37 protein-coding genes are annotated in these 18,143 nt (G+C 61.0%); all 37 read left to right on the top strand.

Features of this window, described 5'->3' with window-relative positions; translation table 11 throughout:
- Position 1 precedes the first annotated feature (1 nt).
- The 37 genes from HUG10_RS21170 to HUG10_RS21340 all read left to right on the top strand — a co-directional run bounded on the left by HUG10_RS21170 (position 2) and on the right by HUG10_RS21340 (position 18,143).
- Complete coding sequence (locus tag HUG10_RS21170; protein ID WP_179171674.1) at positions 2-163, top strand: hypothetical protein; 162 nt, start codon at positions 2-4, stop codon at positions 161-163.
- Positions 163-324 (top strand): hypothetical protein, encoded by a 162-nt coding sequence (locus HUG10_RS21175; protein WP_179171675.1) that lies wholly within the window; start codon positions 163-165, stop codon positions 322-324. The genes HUG10_RS21170 and HUG10_RS21175 overlap by 1 nt, the downstream gene beginning before the upstream one ends.
- A complete protein-coding gene (locus tag HUG10_RS21180; RefSeq protein WP_179171676.1) occupies positions 321-512 on the top strand; it encodes a hypothetical protein in 192 nt (63 codons plus the stop codon). The genes HUG10_RS21175 and HUG10_RS21180 overlap by 4 nt, the downstream gene beginning before the upstream one ends.
- A 169-nt stretch (positions 513-681) precedes the next feature.
- The gene (locus HUG10_RS21185; RefSeq protein ID WP_179171677.1) at positions 682-1,194 is read left to right on the top strand and encodes a hypothetical protein; all 513 of its coding nucleotides are present in this window, start codon (positions 682-684) and stop codon (positions 1,192-1,194) included.
- Positions 1,195-1,414: 220 nt separating this feature from the next.
- Positions 1,415-1,693 (top strand): hypothetical protein, encoded by a 279-nt coding sequence (locus HUG10_RS21190; protein ID WP_179171678.1) that lies wholly within the window; start codon positions 1,415-1,417, stop codon positions 1,691-1,693.
- A gap of 101 nt (positions 1,694-1,794) precedes the next feature.
- A complete protein-coding gene (locus HUG10_RS21195) occupies positions 1,795-2,133 on the top strand; it encodes a hypothetical protein (RefSeq protein ID WP_179171679.1) in 339 nt (112 codons plus the stop codon).
- Positions 2,134-2,238: 105 nt separating this feature from the next.
- Complete coding sequence (locus HUG10_RS21200) at positions 2,239-3,045, top strand: zinc metalloprotease (RefSeq protein WP_179171680.1); 807 nt, start codon at positions 2,239-2,241, stop codon at positions 3,043-3,045.
- Between the two features lie 47 nt (positions 3,046-3,092).
- Positions 3,093-3,287, top strand: a complete 195-nt coding sequence (locus HUG10_RS21205; protein WP_179171681.1) for a hypothetical protein — start codon at positions 3,093-3,095, stop codon at positions 3,285-3,287.
- A 129-nt stretch (positions 3,288-3,416) separates the two neighbouring features.
- Positions 3,417-3,908, top strand: a complete 492-nt coding sequence (locus HUG10_RS21210; protein WP_179171682.1) for a hypothetical protein — start codon at positions 3,417-3,419, stop codon at positions 3,906-3,908.
- Between the two features lie 143 nt (positions 3,909-4,051).
- The gene (locus HUG10_RS21215) at positions 4,052-4,291 is read left to right on the top strand and encodes a hypothetical protein (protein WP_179171683.1); all 240 of its coding nucleotides are present in this window, start codon (positions 4,052-4,054) and stop codon (positions 4,289-4,291) included.
- 23 nt (positions 4,292-4,314) lie between these two features.
- On the top strand, positions 4,315-4,527 hold the full coding sequence (locus tag HUG10_RS21220) for a hypothetical protein (RefSeq protein WP_179171684.1): 213 nt from the start codon (positions 4,315-4,317) through the stop codon (positions 4,525-4,527).
- Positions 4,528-4,774: 247 nt separating this feature from the next.
- A complete protein-coding gene (locus HUG10_RS22075) occupies positions 4,775-4,900 on the top strand; it encodes a hypothetical protein (protein ID WP_281375747.1) in 126 nt (41 codons plus the stop codon).
- Positions 4,900-5,070: a hypothetical protein gene (locus HUG10_RS21225; protein ID WP_179171685.1), complete on the top strand. Its 171-nt coding sequence runs from the start codon at positions 4,900-4,902 to the stop codon at positions 5,068-5,070. Before HUG10_RS22075 ends, HUG10_RS21225 begins: the two co-directional genes overlap by 1 nt.
- A 1,060-nt stretch (positions 5,071-6,130) precedes the next feature.
- On the top strand, positions 6,131-6,427 hold the full coding sequence (locus HUG10_RS21230) for a hypothetical protein (RefSeq protein ID WP_179171686.1): 297 nt from the start codon (positions 6,131-6,133) through the stop codon (positions 6,425-6,427).
- Entirely contained in the window at positions 6,424-6,603 is a 180-nt protein-coding gene (locus HUG10_RS21235) for a hypothetical protein (protein ID WP_179171687.1), read from the top strand. The genes HUG10_RS21230 and HUG10_RS21235 overlap by 4 nt, the downstream gene beginning before the upstream one ends.
- Positions 6,604-6,674: 71 nt before the next feature.
- On the top strand, positions 6,675-7,160 hold the full coding sequence (locus HUG10_RS21240; RefSeq protein ID WP_179171688.1) for a hypothetical protein: 486 nt from the start codon (positions 6,675-6,677) through the stop codon (positions 7,158-7,160).
- A complete protein-coding gene (locus tag HUG10_RS21245; RefSeq protein ID WP_179171689.1) occupies positions 7,157-7,351 on the top strand; it encodes a hypothetical protein in 195 nt (64 codons plus the stop codon). The genes HUG10_RS21240 and HUG10_RS21245 overlap by 4 nt, the downstream gene beginning before the upstream one ends.
- Positions 7,344-7,505, top strand: a complete 162-nt coding sequence (locus tag HUG10_RS21250) for a hypothetical protein (RefSeq protein WP_179171690.1) — start codon at positions 7,344-7,346, stop codon at positions 7,503-7,505. The genes HUG10_RS21245 and HUG10_RS21250 overlap by 8 nt, the downstream gene beginning before the upstream one ends.
- Positions 7,498-7,923 carry a hypothetical protein gene (locus HUG10_RS21255; RefSeq protein WP_179171691.1) on the top strand — a complete coding sequence of 142 codons (426 nt, stop codon included), beginning with the start codon at positions 7,498-7,500 and terminating at the stop codon, positions 7,921-7,923. The genes HUG10_RS21250 and HUG10_RS21255 overlap by 8 nt, the downstream gene beginning before the upstream one ends.
- Positions 7,916-8,188 (top strand): hypothetical protein, encoded by a 273-nt coding sequence (locus HUG10_RS21260; RefSeq protein WP_179171692.1) that lies wholly within the window; start codon positions 7,916-7,918, stop codon positions 8,186-8,188. The genes HUG10_RS21255 and HUG10_RS21260 overlap by 8 nt, the downstream gene beginning before the upstream one ends.
- Positions 8,178-8,459 carry a hypothetical protein gene (locus HUG10_RS21265; RefSeq protein ID WP_179171693.1) on the top strand — a complete coding sequence of 94 codons (282 nt, stop codon included), beginning with the start codon at positions 8,178-8,180 and terminating at the stop codon, positions 8,457-8,459. Before HUG10_RS21260 ends, HUG10_RS21265 begins: the two co-directional genes overlap by 11 nt.
- Entirely contained in the window at positions 8,452-8,751 is a 300-nt protein-coding gene (locus tag HUG10_RS21270) for a hypothetical protein (protein WP_179171694.1), read from the top strand. Before HUG10_RS21265 ends, HUG10_RS21270 begins: the two co-directional genes overlap by 8 nt.
- Positions 8,744-9,094, top strand: coding sequence for a hypothetical protein (locus HUG10_RS21275; protein ID WP_179171695.1), 351 nt, complete (start codon positions 8,744-8,746; stop codon positions 9,092-9,094). The genes HUG10_RS21270 and HUG10_RS21275 overlap by 8 nt, the downstream gene beginning before the upstream one ends.
- Positions 9,094-9,402 carry a hypothetical protein gene (locus HUG10_RS21280; RefSeq protein WP_179171696.1) on the top strand — a complete coding sequence of 103 codons (309 nt, stop codon included), beginning with the start codon at positions 9,094-9,096 and terminating at the stop codon, positions 9,400-9,402. Before HUG10_RS21275 ends, HUG10_RS21280 begins: the two co-directional genes overlap by 1 nt.
- Before the next feature lie 194 nt (positions 9,403-9,596).
- A complete protein-coding gene (locus HUG10_RS21285) occupies positions 9,597-9,974 on the top strand; it encodes a hypothetical protein (protein WP_179171697.1) in 378 nt (125 codons plus the stop codon).
- Positions 9,975-10,074: 100 nt separating this feature from the next.
- Positions 10,075-10,389, top strand: a complete 315-nt coding sequence (locus tag HUG10_RS21290; protein ID WP_179171698.1) for a hypothetical protein — start codon at positions 10,075-10,077, stop codon at positions 10,387-10,389.
- Positions 10,389-10,799 (top strand): hypothetical protein, encoded by a 411-nt coding sequence (locus tag HUG10_RS21295; protein ID WP_179171699.1) that lies wholly within the window; start codon positions 10,389-10,391, stop codon positions 10,797-10,799. Before HUG10_RS21290 ends, HUG10_RS21295 begins: the two co-directional genes overlap by 1 nt.
- Positions 10,796-11,458: a helix-turn-helix domain-containing protein gene (locus tag HUG10_RS21300; RefSeq protein WP_179171700.1), complete on the top strand. Its 663-nt coding sequence runs from the start codon at positions 10,796-10,798 to the stop codon at positions 11,456-11,458. The genes HUG10_RS21295 and HUG10_RS21300 overlap by 4 nt, the downstream gene beginning before the upstream one ends.
- Positions 11,455-11,733, top strand: coding sequence for a hypothetical protein (locus HUG10_RS21305; RefSeq protein WP_179171701.1), 279 nt, complete (start codon positions 11,455-11,457; stop codon positions 11,731-11,733). The genes HUG10_RS21300 and HUG10_RS21305 overlap by 4 nt, the downstream gene beginning before the upstream one ends.
- A gap of 180 nt (positions 11,734-11,913) precedes the next feature.
- Complete coding sequence (locus HUG10_RS21310) at positions 11,914-12,051, top strand: hypothetical protein (protein WP_179171702.1); 138 nt, start codon at positions 11,914-11,916, stop codon at positions 12,049-12,051.
- 463 nt (positions 12,052-12,514) lie between these two features.
- Positions 12,515-12,922 carry a hypothetical protein gene (locus HUG10_RS21315; protein WP_179171703.1) on the top strand — a complete coding sequence of 136 codons (408 nt, stop codon included), beginning with the start codon at positions 12,515-12,517 and terminating at the stop codon, positions 12,920-12,922.
- Positions 12,915-13,115: a hypothetical protein gene (locus HUG10_RS21320; protein WP_179171704.1), complete on the top strand. Its 201-nt coding sequence runs from the start codon at positions 12,915-12,917 to the stop codon at positions 13,113-13,115. Before HUG10_RS21315 ends, HUG10_RS21320 begins: the two co-directional genes overlap by 8 nt.
- A 203-nt stretch (positions 13,116-13,318) precedes the next feature.
- Complete coding sequence (locus HUG10_RS21325; RefSeq protein ID WP_179171705.1) at positions 13,319-13,735, top strand: hypothetical protein; 417 nt, start codon at positions 13,319-13,321, stop codon at positions 13,733-13,735.
- Between the two features lie 46 nt (positions 13,736-13,781).
- Complete coding sequence (locus tag HUG10_RS21330) at positions 13,782-14,456, top strand: hypothetical protein (protein WP_179171706.1); 675 nt, start codon at positions 13,782-13,784, stop codon at positions 14,454-14,456.
- Between the two features lie 172 nt (positions 14,457-14,628).
- Complete coding sequence (locus HUG10_RS21335; RefSeq protein ID WP_179171707.1) at positions 14,629-16,185, top strand: terminase large subunit domain-containing protein; 1,557 nt, start codon at positions 14,629-14,631, stop codon at positions 16,183-16,185.
- Between the two features lie 79 nt (positions 16,186-16,264).
- On the top strand, positions 16,265-16,396 hold the full coding sequence (locus HUG10_RS22080) for a hypothetical protein (protein WP_281375748.1): 132 nt from the start codon (positions 16,265-16,267) through the stop codon (positions 16,394-16,396).
- Positions 16,397-16,412: 16 nt separating this feature from the next.
- Positions 16,413-18,143, top strand: coding sequence for a hypothetical protein (locus HUG10_RS21340; protein WP_179171708.1), 1,731 nt, complete (start codon positions 16,413-16,415; stop codon positions 18,141-18,143).

Consider the following 18,143-nt stretch of genomic DNA (forward strand, 5'->3'; position numbering starts at 1 on the left):
GATGTACGACCGAGACAGCCCTGTCGAGTGGACGGGGGAAGCGCACCTGGTGACGGTCTCGTGCGACGCTGGATGCGGGAAGTCGCTGACGGTAGCCGAGGAAGCCGCGGTCGACGGGCCAGTCACGTGCAACGACTGCGAGCGGAAGGAGGAGCTGTACTGATGGCGAGTTGCAATGCCGACCCGTTCTGCTCGGAAGAGGGGACGCGGGTCGTCGAGTTCGACCCGGCGCAGTGGGAGCACGACGAGCTCCGCATGTGCCCGCCCTGCGCGAAGGGTGTCGAGCGCCTCGATGGGGTCCGCCGGGTCCGGGTGATCGCATGAGGACGTACGTCGGGTTCGAGGAGCCGCGCGAGGGAGAGCTGGTGTGGGACGAGGAAGTCGCGTACGCGATGGAGGGGCCGAGGGGGATGCGCCGGGCGAAGGCCGCGATCCGCGAGGCGCTCGATGATGGGGCCGTGATGGGAACGGTCGTGCTCGTCGACGGGAAGGTCGATGAGGTGCGCGTGTGATAACGATCGTCGTCGCCATGCTGGTGCTGGCATGCGGACTGAAGATGTTCACCGTGGCGGCCGAGGTGATGTAACCCGCCCGGCTCCCGCGTGCCGTGGCGCGGTTACCCGGTGAGATGCTTCATGTTGATAAAGATACACTTATACCTGCTTACACCAATCATCAATTATGGATTCAAAAAATCCATCTGAGCGGGACGAGCGAGTCGACGTCGAAGTCGGTGACGTGTGGGTAGCGCGTCGCGACGACGTGAGCGAAGCCGAGAAGCTGTCGTTGTGCGACGACGCGCCGCTGCTGAAGTCGTTGTGGGAAGACGAAGACGTCGTGCGACGAGCGTGTGAAGTCGGGCTGCGGGACGAAGAAGTCGGGCGAGCGACGAAGCCGCAGATGGAGTGCGTAGAGGGCGACGCGTGGGCGCAGATGTGGGTCGACGTCGTCGCCGTCGATGGGACGTGGGCGGGAAGCGTCGTCGTGACGATGTCGACGTCGTTGGAGCCGTGGGGCGGAGACGTGAGTGGGTGGGCGAGCGAGATGGGCGAAGTCGAAGCGGGAGGGCGAGAGTGGGTCGTGACGCGCGAGACGTTGAGTGAAGACGACGTGTGGGTAGCGACGGGCGAGTGGCAAAGAGAAGTGTTGAGCGAAGCCGGGCTGAGCGAGAGCGACGTGTTGGGCGACGAGTAGCGCGCGACGCGTCGTCGCCGCCGTCGTCGTGGGTCGGTTTAGGGCCGGGCCCCGTCGCCTTGCGGATCAGCGTACGTACGTACCGACGCGTGTGTACGTACGGACGACCGACGATCGCCCCGTTCACGGGCTGCTCTTGCCGGTCAGGGCATATTTACATTCGCTTGGCTCCAAGATAAAGTATGGCACGAAAAGGCCACCCGACGGAGGAGCGGTGAGCATGCCGGTGAAGAGTGCGGTGTGTGGCGGCTGTGACAGAGCGACGCGGATCGCGTACGAGCTCGAGGGCCGGCGGCCGGGCGAGGAGAAGGAGATCGGGCCCGACGTCCGCTGGGAGTGCAAGTGCGGGACGACCGGCCGACTGTGGTACGACTGGGTCGAGAGCGAGTGGCGCATGTGGGAGGGCTGGCGCCTGGCCGAGCCGAGTTCCGTCCGGGATGTCCAGCGCAGAGACGTCGGTCGAGGAGTGAGCGCCAGGGCGGGCCACCCGCTCGGATAGGCCGTTACCCCGCGCGGCGTGGCGCGGTATCCCGGCGCGATCGCTGCATGCATCATGTTGATAAAGCAACACTTATTATCGTATCCAGAGTAGGATAAAATATGGGAACCAAAAATCCCACCCGAGAGGAATACAGCGAGCCGCCCATCGACCTGCGCCCCCGAATCACGCGGGGTCAGCACCTGCACCTCGAGGGCGCGGGCGAGGGAGTCGTGGATAGCGTCAACGTGGGCTACCCCCTCGAGCAGCGCGACGAGGGGATCGTCGTGAACCGTGAACAGCTGGTGACCCGCGTCGATATCGTGCGAGAGGGCGAGTGCATCGTCATGGGCCTCGCGGAACTCGAGGACCGCCTCGAGCGTGGCACCGTCGAAGTACTGACGTGGAGTGACCGCGATGCCGAGCTCCACGAGGCGTTCCTGCGAGGCGAGCTGCTGTAGTCGCCCCGCGTTCCGTTTTTCCGCCGCGCCCCGTCGATCGCGACCCTTGTTTCCGGTACGCTTGTTATCAGAATCTTTATACTTGCATCCTGAGTAGGTTAAGATATGGGACAAAAAATCCCCACCCGAACGACGCGACGCCGATTCCTGGGAGGAGTCGGCGCTGGCCTGGCGGCGACGCTGGCGGGGAGCGTTCCCGCGGCGGCTGAGCCGGGACTGCTGGGAGTACCGCGTGGGAGGACGTGCGGATCGCCGACGGACGCCGACTCGCTGGAGCTGCGCGACGCCGAGCGTAGCACGAGCGAGTACGCCTGGAGCGAGCCGAAGCCGGGACGGACGAAGTTCGAGGTCGTGGTGTACCAGACGAGCGCGGTCGCCGAGACAGCAGCCGAACAGGGCGTCCCGGAGAGCATGCCTATCGACCTCGTCCGCATGCACCTCGAGCTGGCGGAGCCGTACGCATTCCGCACGCGCCGCGGTGGGACGCTGGAGTACGAGGAGCCTGGCGGGATGCACGAGACCTGGGACGACCTGTACGAGCAGGGTGTCCAGGACGTCGACGCGGATGGGGTGCTCGTCCTGACGGGCGACGTCGACCCGGAGCTCGCAGGACACGGCAAGCAGGGCCTCGGGGTGTCGGAAGCAGGACGCATTGCCGAGCTCAAGTGGCGCCGAATCGGGAAGGCGTACTCGCGCGGAGAGAATCAGCTCGTCACCGCCATGCACGAGGTCGGCCACGTGTTCGGGCTGGAGCACGACGACTACGAGTTCACGGAGCGGGAGACGTCGCGGGGCCTCGAGGAGTACTGGGCGACGGCGATGGTCCGGACTGACCTGGTGGAGGAGGCGTACGGGAAGCAAGCCCAGTTCAGCACGCGATCGCGCGGGAAACTGCTGGCCCGCCTCGACTGAGGAATGTTATCAGAATCTTTATATCTGCATACTGAGAAGATAGAAGTATGGGACAAAAATCCCACCCAACGGACGAGCGGGTAGTCAAGGACTCGCTGTGGTACGACGAGGAGTACGAGGAGGTCGTGCGAGTCGTGAGCGTGAACCGAAACAGTGCGACAGTCGAGGGGCCGAGCGGGATGAGCTGTGCCCCGTTCTCGTGCTTCGGCGAGTCGCTGCGGTACGAGGAGTTCGACGGGTAGGCGGAGCAGTTCCGCTTTCGCGCAGCGCCCCGCCACCGACCGCCCGGATCTCCATGCGACGCCCGGAGATTACCAGCAGTTACAGCAATCTGACATACCTTTATTATTGTACCCTGAGAAGTTCAAGATATGGGACCAAAATCCCACCCAGACGGAGAAGAAGTAGAAGTGAGAGATGACGTCGTCGTCGCGTTGCAGTGCGATGAAGCGTCGTGGAAAATCAATTCAGAGCGCGATGACGATGTCGTGATGAGCGAAGTCGAGAGCGCGGAGCCGCTGAAGCAGATGTGGAGAAGCGATGATGTCGTCGCCGCCGTCGTGTCGTTGATGCTGCGGGATGACGAAGAAGCAGTGCGAGCGTGGGCGACCCAGTCTTTTGTGGAGGGTCCAGTCGAAGCGTTGGGTCGTGAAGTGAGTTGGGCGAGTGTGTGCGTGGATCTTGTTGACGACGCGGGCGAAGAAGATGCAGCCTGTGTCGCGGTGGTGCTGAAGCGCGAGTGGGAGGAGATGTGGGAAGCGCGCGGGAAGTCGGAGATGCCGGTGCCGAAGGAGCAAGTCGCTGTCGAAGATGTCGAGTGGAAGGGGGAAGTGTGGATGGTGGAGAGATGTGAAGTGATGTAGAGCGGGTAGCGTCGCCGTCGGGCGACGTTGTCGTGTGTCGGTTCAGCGCCGGGCCCCGCCGATCGCCGATGATCGTCACGTTCGTTTCCATGCCTAACGCTGATAAAGAAACCTATATATCTGTCAGATGAGAAGTAAGAAGTATGGGACAAAAAATCCCAACCCGAGCCGAGCTCGCCAAGAAACGCCGCAGCCTCGTGAACGAGTTCCCGTTCTCCGTGCCAGTCGAGAAGGAGCGCCGGATCGAGATGTCCGTGCCAGAGCGACAGCAGGAGAAGCTCGAGCAGATCGCCGCCGACCTGGAGCTCGAGATCGTGAACATGCGCCCTGACGGGAAGTCGATGCAAGGCTACCGCGACCGATTCACGCTGGAGGTGCAGTAGGGCCTTCGCGGGCCCGTACCGCCATGGAGTTGCAGTTCGATACCGTCGTCGACGATGGACGCGTGGATGAGTGTGAGGAGGTCGAACCGCGGCTGGGTGCGGATCGATCGTTCGAGACCGTGCGGACCGGGGGACCGTCGTTTCACCTGATGCCCGATGGGACGCTGACGCTGGAGTCGGAGAGTGGGAACGTCGCTGTCCCGGAGTTCGGAACGAACGTGACCGTTCTGGACTGACCGGCTCTCGCCCGATACCCCGCGCGGCAAGTCGCTGCATCCCGGTAACGTGTGGGTACGTATGTACGTGTCAGTACGTACAGATGCCCTGACCCCGAACAGGAGTTCAGTGCCACCACAGCCGTCAGTCCACGCCACTATTCTGCACGTAATCAGCTATGCAATTCACAAACGCACGTCTCACGCTGTCTACGGGCCGATTACGACCAGAACCTATATATCTGCTACGTGACAAGATTAGGATGAGATGGAACAAAAATCCAACTCGAACGGCTTCGATATGGCGCGGTACAAGCAGCAGCTCGACGAGATCGTCGTCTCAGTCTCGCCGAACGGCGCGGCGGCGGAGCGGCTCGCGGAGGGCGAGTACTGATGGAAGTCGAGTGCAAGCGAGCGGGCTGCACGAACAGTTTCGCGAGTAGCGTGGAGAACCAGGGACGCGGGTTCGACAAGTACTGCTCTTTCGAGTGCCGAGACGAAGCGATGCCGTCGCTCGAGGACCTGCGCCACAGAGAGGAGAAGCGACGCTGGGGCGGGTACTGAGACCAGCTGTAGCCGACACCGTTTTTCAAGTGTAGTGTCACGAGTTGACGGTTAAGCGCGCCGTATGCGCCGACTGACGTTTCCACTCCGACCGGTCCGCTGGAGCTCGGTGCTGGTGTCCGTCGATGGCGCGTGATGCTGGTGTCGATCGTCGCCGTTGCCGGTGCGCGATGTTGTCAGTTTCCATGCAGAGCCGGGTGGGTTTAATTGCACCCCCCTGATTGGAGCCCCTAAAAGAGCTTTTTGTGAGGTACGTCCGAGAACGACCTCAATTATAGGGCACACGTTGTCGAGAGGTGTGTACCGCTCACTATGCATTCTATCACTCTCTCACTGAACGCCTACTACCCCCCGTCCTTAGGACGAGGGTTTTCGGACGCGTTTAACTGACCTGTCCCGACTGGCCGGCCCTCCAGGTGTCGTCCGCCCATCCTGCGGTAGCACGATGGAAATCATCCGTGCCCCCTGCAATAGGGTTTCTGACGAGGCCCTCGATCGGTATTGGAGAAGCTCCCGGTTGTCGACAGTTGTCCCGTCTCACGGGCTCCTCAGTACGGAGATCCCAATTACGGAGGCGACGGAAAATCGTCTCCACCCGGGCCTTCGCCCGGTGAGATACTTCGGTTATCCTATGGACCGTACAGGTCGCGTGGAGCGCACCCACGATAGTTTTGATTACCTATGCACCTGACTTGAAAGTATCGAACCCCCTCCCGATCAGCGCCCCACAACCCAGTTTCGTCAGGCTCCGCCAGGATCAGCCCTCCTGTGACGCACACACCCGCTTTCAGGCTGTCGCCTGTGGTGGCATCTGATAGACTGAGTATATCGGTAGTCTGGTAGTAATAGAAATAACCCATAGACCCGGATGAACCCTAATGACTACGAAATACGAAAACTATATCTCTTTACCCTGAGAAGTTACATATGTCACTTCGACCCATGGCGTGGGACGGAGGTGACGTCAACGCATGAAGCGAACGGAGGACCGGCCGGCCTGGAGACCCGGCCAGCAAACGATAGACGAATCGACCGCAGTTCATTCTGGAGGCGATCGGCCGTGACTCGGCTCGTTGCCCAGGATGTCTCGCGAGAGCAGGCGTACGATCTGCACCACGCAGCTACGCTCAACAGTCACCCGTACTCGAACTGGGTGAAGTACGAGTCAGAGTCCCTGTTCCGACGACTGGACTGGGGCGACTCAGGCGAGCTGAAGCTCGAAGAGCCCGAGCGATCCCGAGCGATCTCGATCGTCGAGGACAAGATCGCCCACGAGAACGACCAGCTCCACCCGAATCGGGTGGACGCCTGGGAGGACCTGCTCGACAAGCTGGAGAACGCGCAGGTGCCCCCGTGAAGATCGAAGAGCGAGTCACCAGTGCCGGCCTCATTCGGCCCGACCGGTTCGAGGTAACCATCGAGGCCGACGGGAATGGTGACGGTGCCCGTGCCTGGGAGTCGACAATCCGTCTCAAGCGCGCGATCCAGAAGGAGCTCGAGGCGATCGCGGAGGACTCCTACTCCGAGATGTAGGAACTGTCACGATTAAACATGATAAACAAAGGTAAGAAGTCTGACATGACCCCAAACGTTGGAGTGTTACGATGACGCTCGCACAGAGCATGTCCGAGCTTCCGCAACAGCTCCAGGACTTGAAGAATGACAACCGGCTCGGACTGGTCAGCGTTCGTCCGGGTGGAGACGGTATCCTCCCGTACACGTCGGTCTCGCGGCTTCCGTTCGACACGGCGGCGCTGGAGATCCCGCACGAGGACCCGTACCTCACCGAGAATCCGGGCATCACGTTCGACCAGCTCCTCGCCGAGTACGGCTGTACGTCCACGACGGCGGGTGAGTGTACCTACGTCTTCCCGGTCGAGACGGACGACTCGCTCGAGCAGCGGGCGTTCGAAGATCTGGACGTGATCTACGGTCTCGCCGACGCCGGCTTGGTGGCAATGGCCATCGACGACGTTGACCGAGTCGAAGACGCGCTCACGGGAATCCGTGACCTGGCCGAGGAGTGGCACGATCCCGACTCGGACGCCTGGGAGACCTACGACCAGGAGATTGACGGAGCGTCGCGATGAGTGACGATCCGATCACGGTCGACGTGAACGGCGAGGAGTACGCCGACGTTCGCATCGACGGAGAGCTGGCCGCATCGGTGGTGATCGTCGACGAGGACCAGGTGAAGGTTCGGCTGCACGACCCGCAGGTTTCGGGCGACACGATCGACGTGTGGTTCCTCGACCGCCCGCAGGAGGACGACGATGCCTGAAACCTACGTCAGGGAGGAAGAACAGGAGATCGTCGTCAAGACCGATCCCGGCGGGGAGTTTCTCACGCTGGGACAGGCCAAGCGGTTCGCCGAGTCGATGCAGACGCGTATCGACTACCTCAGCCGGCTCAAGGAGGGTGAGCTCGATGTCTGAGTGGACGGCAACGTACGACGTCGAGCTGAATCGGTACACCGACGCGGACGTGACGATTTGGTACCAGACGACTGTCGAGGCGCCACTCGAGTGCGACGACGACGTGCTCCACGAGATGGCGGTCGAGAAGGCACTTGAGGCCGAGCCGAATGTTCCGCCGTCAGAGTTGGAGCTGGCGTTCGTCGAGCGGACTGCGGTCGAGTCGGATGAACACCGGTTCGAGTTCACCGAGCGCGTGTCGTACCACGTTGGCGAGCAGGACCGACTTGGTCTCATGTTCGGTGTCACCGAACAAGACGGAGAGGTACGGTTCCTGGTGCTGGTCGACGAAGTGAACGGTGAGCACCAGGAGGGTGACACCGTCGACGAGGTGCCGTTCGACGCGATCTGTGAGATCGTGGAGGATGACGATGAGTGAGGCCGCTGAGACGGCGGCGTTCGACGCACTCCGCGAGATGTACGCAGAGGCGGAACCGTCGCTGGACTTCGACGACGTACTCGACAACCCGGAGGAGTACGGCGACGGCTGGTACTCAGAGCACTATCTCGACGGCGATCGCCAGCAGGAGATCGTGGAGAAACACTGCGATAAGCACCGCCTGCGGAGTGCAGAGCGGATGCAGGTTTCAATGACGGCCATCCTCAACTATGGCCCATCATCGGTGAAGGACAATGGAAGATGAAGACCCGATCACGCTGGTCGAGCTCCTCAGCGCCGAGGAGGAGACCGAGTTCGTGATCTTCAACGATGGAACGGAGGTACAGGCATACGACACCTACGGGGAAGCGATCGACGCGGTCCTGGAGACGGTCGGCCTGGAGGTCGGCATCGTCCAGGGCGTCGACGGCGGGGCATCCCGCCCCGTGTACCTCTCGGCGGCTGGCGTGATCGAGACACTGCTCGAGAAGATCCCCGACGACGCGAACACCGACGTGGAGGCTGTCGATGAGTGACGACGAACGCCAGCAGACAGACGATGAGAAGCTGGAGGCGGCTGGGCGGGTCTCTCGGAAGATCTTCATCCAGCTGCTCAAGGCTCGCCAGTCGACTGACCGGGACTGGCCGACCGAGTCGAAGGCGATGGTCCGCGCGGCGGTCGCCGGAGGCTACCGGTTCACGGAGGACGAGCTCGAGAAACTCGCGGCGGTCGACGACGATCTGGTAGACGAGTACAATCGCATGGTGAAAGGGGAGACAATCAACTACGACGGCCCGACGCTCGAGGAGATGATGGACGATGAGTAACGCTGCTCACACGCGGATGCGCGGTCAGGCGAAGCCGACCACGTCCCGGTTCAGCAAGGTCGAGCTCGATCTGGAGATCCCGATGGACGTCGCACTCGACGCGTACTTCGTGTTCCGTGAGTCCAAGAACCGCTGCTCGGACATCATGGCCGACGCGCTGTACTACGGCATCAAGGAGGCGAATCACGAGCGATCGGACGTCGTGAAGGTCGAGACGAACTACAACGATCGGGCCTGGAAGTCCTGGCTCGTGAAGATCTGTGGCGAGCGACCGTGGTGTGCCACCAACGACGAACAGATCGAGAACCTGGAGGCGCTCGCCGACTTCCTGGAGGGACTCTGATGGAGCGTCTCAACTCCGGGCATCTCCAATGGAACGTCGGTCGTGGTGAAGTCTGGGAGGCGGTCGGCGCCGTCCATCGGAACGCCAAGACTGACGATGAGCGGGAGCTCTGGGAGTGGATGGTCGCCGAGCTCTCGGATATCGACCCGCCACAGTTGAACTACCCGCAGCTGGACGATGACGGGCTGGAGCTTCTGATGAAGATCCTCGAGGCCGAGTGTGATGCGATCCACGGCCAGTCGTACCCGTACCACTCGCTGAACAACGTTCGTCGGGAGATAGAGTACTTCCTGTCGGGAAATCCGTAGAGGACTCTGGCCGATGTCCATACTGCAATGGGAACCTGAATCGAGAAGGGACAGCCATGGCCGCGAACGGCCCGATGGCGGCGCAGTACACGCTCGAGGGACATCTACTGTACGAGTGTCCGGACGTGCCGGATGGATACCTGGAGTCCTACTGAGGGGAAAGGGTAATATCTCCGTGAGATGAAATGTCAGATATGAGTTTCGAAAAATACGATGGGTCGAGCAGGGGCCGGAAGGTGACCCATCAGCCCGGCGTCAAGATGTGGGCGTCGGGCAAGATCGCCTTCAACGAGGCGGCCGTCGACGACTGGTTCGGCGATGCGGAGTACGTCGCGCTGTTCACCCACAGCACGGAACCGTGGGTCGGCTTCGCGGCGACGACCGAGGAGCACGCGGGCGAGACCAACGTGTACGTCCTGCACACGACCGGGTCGTACACGGGCAAGCTCCTCCAGGTGAAGAAGCTGCTTCGCGATCTTGAATGCACGCGACCGGACGAGTCGCTCTCGCTCGACGCGGAGTTCGATGCTGAAGAAGGGATGGTGATCGTCGACTTCGACCCCCTCACCTGAGCTGTGTCCCGTTGGAGTAGACGGTGTTCGATTCCCGTCCGGGATTTCAGCGTCCCCACGCCGGCGCTCTACAAACGAGGCGTGAACGGAGTGTAACCCAATGGAAGCGAAAGACATCGACGACATCCCCGACGAGTTGATCGAGAAGGTGATCAACACGCAGGGGTTCCAGAAGATGGTAAAGTACAGCCAGCTGGCTGACAGCGTAGAAGTCCTGGAGGACGACGACTCGCTGTTCAACTCGCTGGTGAAGAACATCACGAGCAAGCACAAGAACGGGATCAGCGAAGAGTCGACCCGCGAGTTCTTCGCCCTGTTCGTCGAGGAAGTCCAGACGTTCACGGAGCCGCTGGTCGACGACGACGGCGGGGAGATCGACTCGGCCGAGCTCGAAGATCTCTACGTGGAGGAGTAATGGAGCTCGTCGTAACGGCCTACGGTCAGAGCCCGAAGCTGGTCACGAAGCCCGATTCACTCGTTCGTGACGGCTATGCCGCCGACGCCTGGGTGCTGTGTACGCAGCTGCTCGGCCAGCGCGACGATGAGATGCTCGTCCAGCTCAGGAACGATGAGGGCGACAACTGGCTGGTCGACGAGAAGGGGCTCAAGTCGGCGGTGCTCCAGCAAGACTGCGTCTACCTCACGGTCGGACACCGAACGGACAACGCGATCCTCGTCGACCAGTTCGGCGTCGGCACCCCGAGCGGTGTTTCGATGCGGTACCCGGTCGGCGATCTCTGGCTCCCGAAGAGTCAGATCACGATGTTCGAACCGAAAACACCCAGCACTGACTCAGACCGAGCAGGTGCCACCACAACCGAATGACCCAGAATCCCACCCAGATGGAAGCAACCGAGCCGATAGCCCGCGTCAACGAGCTCAATCTGACGCTCGACAAGCACGAACCAATGGAACAGCTGATGACCATGCTCGAGGCCGCTGGGATCGACGATGATCAGATCGTCAGCGCCCACATCTCGATCGAGTTCGTCGATCAGAGTGGACTCCCGACCCTCGGCGAAGCCGACCAGCTCGATGGGATCGATACCAAATCGCAGCACACGCGATACACGATCGACGACTTCGAAGCGGACATGGCGGACGTGGCCGACGACACCGATGCCAAGCAGTCGGAGACAGAACAACCGGAGCCGCAGGCGGAGGTCGCGTTGAACGTGGCTCCGTACGCCGACGTGCCGACGGTCGAATACGGCTCACAGCGGTACGCCATCCTGAAACACGCGGAGAAGCTGACTGACGAGGGTGAGTGGGCGATCCCGGGAGAGATCGCCGACCAGCTCGACATCCCGCACGCGTCGGTCAGTTCGTCGTTCGGCAAGTACGCCGACAAGGAGATCGTCGAACGTGCGGAACGAGAGGGAATGCAACAGCCCGCCTACAAGTACCAGATCACGCTTCTCGGTCGCGAGATGCTCCGCCGGTCGGAGTTCGCAGAAGAGCAGCGCCAGAACGAGGGTGAATGACGAAACGAGCCGCACTCTCACCGGCACAGCTCGGGGCACTCACTCGGGGCGCACTGGTCGAGATCGACGATGGGACGCGCCGGTCGGTCGAGCTCTACTGTGCGAGTTCGAACGCTGAGATCTGGACGCGTATCGCGACGGACGACGATGGGAACGAGTTTACTGTGCTCTCGTTTCCAGCGAGCGTCTGGCCCGACGTCTTGGAGGCGATCGGGGCGGACCCGGACCAGGACAAGCTCAAGATCGGCGGGATGATCTGGCTGTGCCACCCGTAACGGAAGCAGGTCGCCTGTGGTGGCATGTTCGAGATAGGTCGGTATTAATAATTCTTACATAATTGCCCCTGTGTGGGTACAGGGCTGTGGGTACAGCCGTGGAGACCTGTCTGTGCGCGCTATCTGTTGAACCTTCGAAAGTTATAATGGTCTGTGGTGCTCTGTGTAAGATAGGCGAATATGCACCTTGACGACTACCTCGTGAACACGATGGTCATCCGGCCACGGTCGTTCGATCTTCGGACGCACTACCAGCTGCTCGAGTTCGGCCGAGCCCACCACGAGGGCACCGTCACGGTCGTGGGCCTCGCATCGTAACATCTGTCGCCTGTCGACCAGCTCTCGACGATATGACCCCTACCCTCGACGTGGAGACAATGACGAATCCGGAGGTTAGATATAACTATCCTTCACGAATCAACATTATTCCTGGCGTTTTTTGCCAATGGTCCCAAGTTAATGTCACCGTGCCTATCCTTTTAGGCATACTAACTAAGTACTTAGCCTCCATGTGGTCATATACGGGGAGATTGACCGGCTGGTTAACATACCGGCTCAAGAACCCGTGCAACTGGGTAGCTGTAAGCGACCCCACTCTGGGAAACGATCTGGGTACCTGGGGAGGTCTCAGATCAATCTCGCTTTCGGCTTTTGTAATCCAACTCTTGAATCCAACAGCCGTCGTTGTTGGACAACACAACTCAACTCGCGAGACTGGTGTCTGTGACTCCTGTTCGATTCAGGACGCGAGCGTCACCCGTGTCTGGGTGAGGAATCTACGATGGACGACGAACAACCAACTACGCACGGGGTCGCCCCGGCACAAGAGCGGGAGTACAACGTCAAGATGCCGTCCGAGAAGATCGTCTACTTCGACAAGCTCAAAGACGAGACGATCACGGTGCGCGACGTCGACGACGATGAAGACTTCGTCACGTATGCGGTCGAGAACGACGTCGAGAGCATGCACACCGAGCCGATGCAGCAGTTCCTGGCGTACCTGGCCGCCGGGCGCTTCGTGAAGCTGGGAGACCGGCGTCAGCCCCACGGCGTGACCACCACGAACGAAGACATCGCGAACGTCTTCGCCGAAGCGTACGGGTACGACCCGCGCGACTTCCGGCCGCTCGAGCTCGCGCGGTTCCTGCTGAGCGAACGCCTCGATGAGACCATCGGACTGGATGAGTAAGACGATCATCGGCTTCGACCAGTTCGAAGTCCCGGACGACGACCGGTGGCACCACATGGAGGTGACCATGTCAGGGACGACGATCGAGGGGATCGTCTTCGACGGCGACATCATGTACGCGACCCAGGAGTATATGGAGGGCCGAGACGACCTGGACGGTATCGATGATGGGCGGGCCCCACAGCTCGGGTGATCACATCGCCTGGTACGAGTACGACGTTCCCGGTCCCGACGGGTCGGTGATCGTTGCCCGTGGTGACATCCTTCGCGAACGTACGTTGTTCGGCCACAGTGTCACGTGGGTCATTGAATCGATAGATAGCGAGAGCTTAATCCTCTCTCGCGGTGCGACACGTCGAAAGGTTGAACATAACGTGGTGCGTACTGGATTCAACGATGGACTCGTCGTCGTCGGGGGACCAGATACACACGCCGAGTAGCACCGCCAGCGATATCTCGCTGACCGTCACTACGGACGCGGGAACGTCGACGCACGCTATCGAGAGCGTCCGGCTTACCCTCTCGCGCGGGTGTACACTCACTGAACACCGCGAGCTCGAGGATGCTGTGATCCGATGGGTCGTCGACGAGATCCACCGTGTAGACGGATCGGTGATCGGCTATACGTTCAAGGTAGAGGAGGGAGAGCACCGGGAGTACTTCGATGCTGACATAGTAGATGAACTGATGGATGAGCGCGTCCTCAGAATGGAACGCTCGGAGATTAGCAAGGCGTGGACCGCCACAGACTCGACGTCGTCTGGCACTTTCACGTCGAACGTTCCCGTCTCGATCGGCTTCAATCGTACTTAAGGGCACCGGAACACTTTTCTGATAGAACAGCCCAATTATCAATTGAATGAGTAGTGGTCGCCGTCCGGACATCGACAGATCTCCCTTCCGCGATGAGATCCGGATGCTCCTCAAGAACAAGGGCCGGTCGCACGACCCGACGTACGACGAGCTCCGTGAGCAGATCCTGGAGCGGTACGGCGAGGAGTTCACCGTCCGCCAGCTTCGCGACTACATGAACAAGGAGATCCTCCCCGAGGAGATGATGCCCGCGAAAGAGGCACAACAGGAACTGGAGAAGCGACGCGAGACGATCGATATCGCCGCGAAGCGCCAGGACCTCGTTGAACTTCAGGAGTCGCGGCTCGGCAAGGCCGTCGAGACTGAAGAGCAGATGGGCGGCATGCTCCTCGACCAGGTGAACGAGCAGATCGTCCTCAAGGACAAACTGCTGGAATCGCTCTCGAAGGACTACGAACGACTTGGCGTCCTCCAGTCCACGAGCCAGATCGACATCGACGTCAACCAGGTGCAGGCTGACCCGTTCAGCAAGATGCTCGCCGAATCGCTCGAGATCGAGCTCGCAGACCCCAGCGACGACGAACACTCGGACTACCGTGACGACGACGACATCCGCAATCTGGCGGAGTCGGACGACGAGTACGACGAGGGCGAAGAAGAGGACGCCTGGATGGACAAAGACCCCGACGAGATCACCTTCGACGACCTCCCGGACGAGTAGACCTGTGCCACCACACTCGTCTGCACGTACATATCCGTACGTACGTACGTACGCCCTCTGACACCCCCGGCCCGCCCCCGCTACCCAGCCCCTCCCCATGACGCAAGCAGACATACTGAACGCCAAAGCCGGTCGGTTTGGCAACGTCCCCGGTGCCGCCTCTCGTGCTCGGATGTCCGAGTTGGTCGAGGGCAAAGGCGCGATCGACCTTCGAAACTACAAGCCGCATTTCACAGCCGGGATCGCTGACCCGGTCGAGGCGCACAAGACGTTCGAGAACTGGTGTTGCCGGGTCAAAGACCAGTTGATCGAAGCGTCCGGCATCACACTCCGGCCGTACCAGAAGGAGTTCTCCGACCGCATCGTCAAGAGCGTCGTCCGCAAGGACGGACAGACGTTCTTCGCTGAGTGGGCTCGTCAGTCAGGGAAGACGGAGACGCTCGCGTCGACGGCGTATGCGATCTCCGTCCTGTTCGCTCCCATCCGCATCGGGATTTTCGGCCCGAAGCAGCGTCAGGCCGAGATCATGTGGGACCGCGTCAAGGAACGGTACAACCAGCGGCTCCTTGACGGGCTCGGGCTCGAGATCGAGACGTACGGCGGGAACACGTTCAAATTGTCGTCCGGTTCTGTGGTCCAGGCAATCACCGCGGGCTCAGGGAACATTGAGGGGGAGACGTTCGACCTGATCCTGATCGACGAGACGCAGAAGATCAGCCGGCGGATGCTGCTTGCCGAGATCTGGCCGATGGGCGCTGAGACGAACGCAACGAAGTGCTGTATCGGCACGCCGCACTTCCAGGACTGCTGGTTCCGCGAGCAGCTCGAACGGCTCAAGGGAACGCCGTTCTGCATGATCTACGACTGGCGGACGCCCGCGAAGTACTCGAAGAACTACCGGCGCTCGATCGCGAGACAGCTCGAGCAGATGAGCCCAGAGTCCGACGAGTTCCGGACCCAGTACGAGCTCGAGTGGATTCTGGAGGCCGGGATGTTCATCACGTACGAGGACTGGCGGCGGATGAACCCACCGCCGCTGATGGCACCCTACGTCACCAAGGATGACTTGCACCGGGATGGGTCCCTTCAGGACAAGTGGCAAATCCGCGCCGGACTGGACCTCGCGAAGACGCAGGACTCGACCGTACTGACGGTCACGGGCAAGTACTTCGGTTCGTGGGACCCGTACCACGACAACTTCAGCACCGAGACGATCGTGCTCCTGGACATCGTGGAGATGCAGAACGTCGAGTATCCCGACCAGATGGACGTGATCAAAGCGGAACTCGACCGATGGGGAGCGGACGTCGTCGGGGTGGACTCGAACGGCGTGGGTGACCCGATGACGGACATGCTCAAGCGGGAGCTGAGCCAGCACGTCGAAGGTATCAAGTTCAGCTCGTCGTCGAAGCACGACCTGTACAAGCACGTCGAGCGGAAGATCAAGGTCGAGGAGGAGTGGGACTACTGCGACTTCGTGATCCCGAAGCAGATCCACGAGTACGAGCACCTGGAGGTACCCATGCGGAAGATGGAGCAGCAGTGGCTCGAGCTGATCAAGGATTACAACGGGTCGCGGATGAAGGTCGAGGCGAAGGAGGGCGGGCACGACGACTTCCCGGACTCGGCCGCGCTCGCCATGTGGGTCCAGGACGCCGACTACAACATCGACCAGAAGCACATGACGTCGCCGACCCCGGTGCTCGGTTCGTTCAACGTCGGCTACTGAGTCGCCCCCGAATATACCACAAAACTGGTATTACCAATTCATCAATACACTTAAGCGTTGGTAGTACCAGATTTGTGATATGGGAACTTCGGTAGAGACTGGCGCAGTCACGCAGCGCCCTGAAGACCTCCGGCAAGACGGCCAGTGCGTTCGCTGTGGTGCCGAGGTCGAGGCGGCTGATGACGAACACGAGTGCGACGACCACGAGTAGGTAGGAGATCACGTGAATGAGTGAGTCAGAGACACCCCCAGACGAGAGCTCGGACGGGGTCGAGATAACCGCGGAAGTCGATTCAGTCGACTCGACCAGTGCGACGGTCGCCAGATCAGCCTCGCTCGCCGAGGTCGTCTCCGAGCCGCGTGAAATCCTCGAGAAGCAAAAGTTCGAGACAGACTTCGATCTGTACGAGCGGCTGCTCGAAATCGACCCGGAGCTCGCAGGAACTGTTCGTGCACAGGCACAGATGGCGTCCGGTTTCCACCTGACGCACCCCACCACTGAGGGTGATCAGGAGGAGCCGACTGAAGACGACGCTGAGGCGCTCAAGGACTGTCAACAGATGGTCCAGGACCTCGACCTCGACCTTTCGCAGCCGTCGATGTTCAAGTACATGATCGCCATGGGGAACGACGTCTCCAAGATCGTCTACAAGGACGGGACCGGGATTACCGGCCTCCAGTCACTTCCCCTTCGGTCGCTCACGATCATCGACGAGAAGACGAAGCCTGAGATAGAGCGTGCGTTCGCGGCCGCGAAGAAGGAGGCCAAGACCGCGGACGCCGACGACGAAATCGATCTCACCACGTACACGGACAACATCCCGGACGCAGTCGTCCAGTCGGCCGACTACTACCTGCTCAACGAGGGCACGGAGGATATGAAGACGATCGAGGCGTGGAAGATCCTTCACCTCGGGACCGAGCGCCGTGGCAACTGGTTCACGGACAAGTTCGGTCGGAAGACGTACGGTGTGTGGGGCGCTCCCCGCATCGAGCCGACCAAGTTCGCACTTCAGGCGAAGCACAACACGCTCACGAACAAGGTCGCGATGGACGACTCCCTGATCGCCCGGGAGATCTACCACATCGACGTCGCCACGCTGTTCGGTCACATCAGCAACGACGACCTGCGTGAAGATAAGGCCAAGAAGTACGCGTCCGACCTGAAGGAGACGCTCGAGGGCATGAAGCCCGACGAGAAGCCGATCCTTCCGAACGAAGTGACCGTCGACGTTCAGGGCCCCGAGGGGAAGGCGAAAGAACACGGCGACTTCCTCGACCTGATGAACGATTCCATCATGCACGCGCTCACGTTCAACGTGAGTGGCGTCGGGCGCGACGCTGGTGGGCCCTACATTGGGAACCGCCCGGCGAAGGACTCCTCGCTCAACAACGTTCGTCACCTTCGCGAGACGATGGGGCGTCAGCTCCGCAAGCTGTTCCGGATGCACCTCCTGCTCAAGCACCCCGAGTGGCGGGCGGAGATGCCCGATAAGGAGGACATCTCGACGTGGAAGCTCCGCGACGACATCGTTCTCCCGACGGTCGAGTGGTCGAATCTGGAAGATGGCGACGTTGAACGGATCGTCAACTCCGCGACGAAGGCGTACGAAGCGAAGCTCATTACCCGGAACGAAGGCCGGGAAATGATCGGACTCGACCCGGTCCCGGACGAGCAGCTCGACCGGATGTTCCAGGACCAGCGGATGAACATGGAGATCCAGGACGAGTTCAACCGCCGCCAGCAGGAACGCCAGCAGGAGAACGAGCCCGACGAGACCGATGACGACTCTGATGAGGACGAAGCCAGTCTCGCTCGGGTCGCAAGCACTCGCCCGGAAGAAGCGAGCACGCGCCGGGGTGATCAGCTCAACGGGCCGTTCCGCGATGACCTGGTGGTGGCACTCGACGATGCCGTGACGAAACTGACCGCGACGCTGAGCCAGGAGGACACCTAA

The sequence above is a fragment of the Halorarum halophilum genome (assembly GCF_013401515.1).
In the GTDB taxonomy this organism is placed as follows: Archaea; Halobacteriota; Halobacteria; order Halobacteriales; family Haloferacaceae; genus Halorarum; species Halorarum halophilum.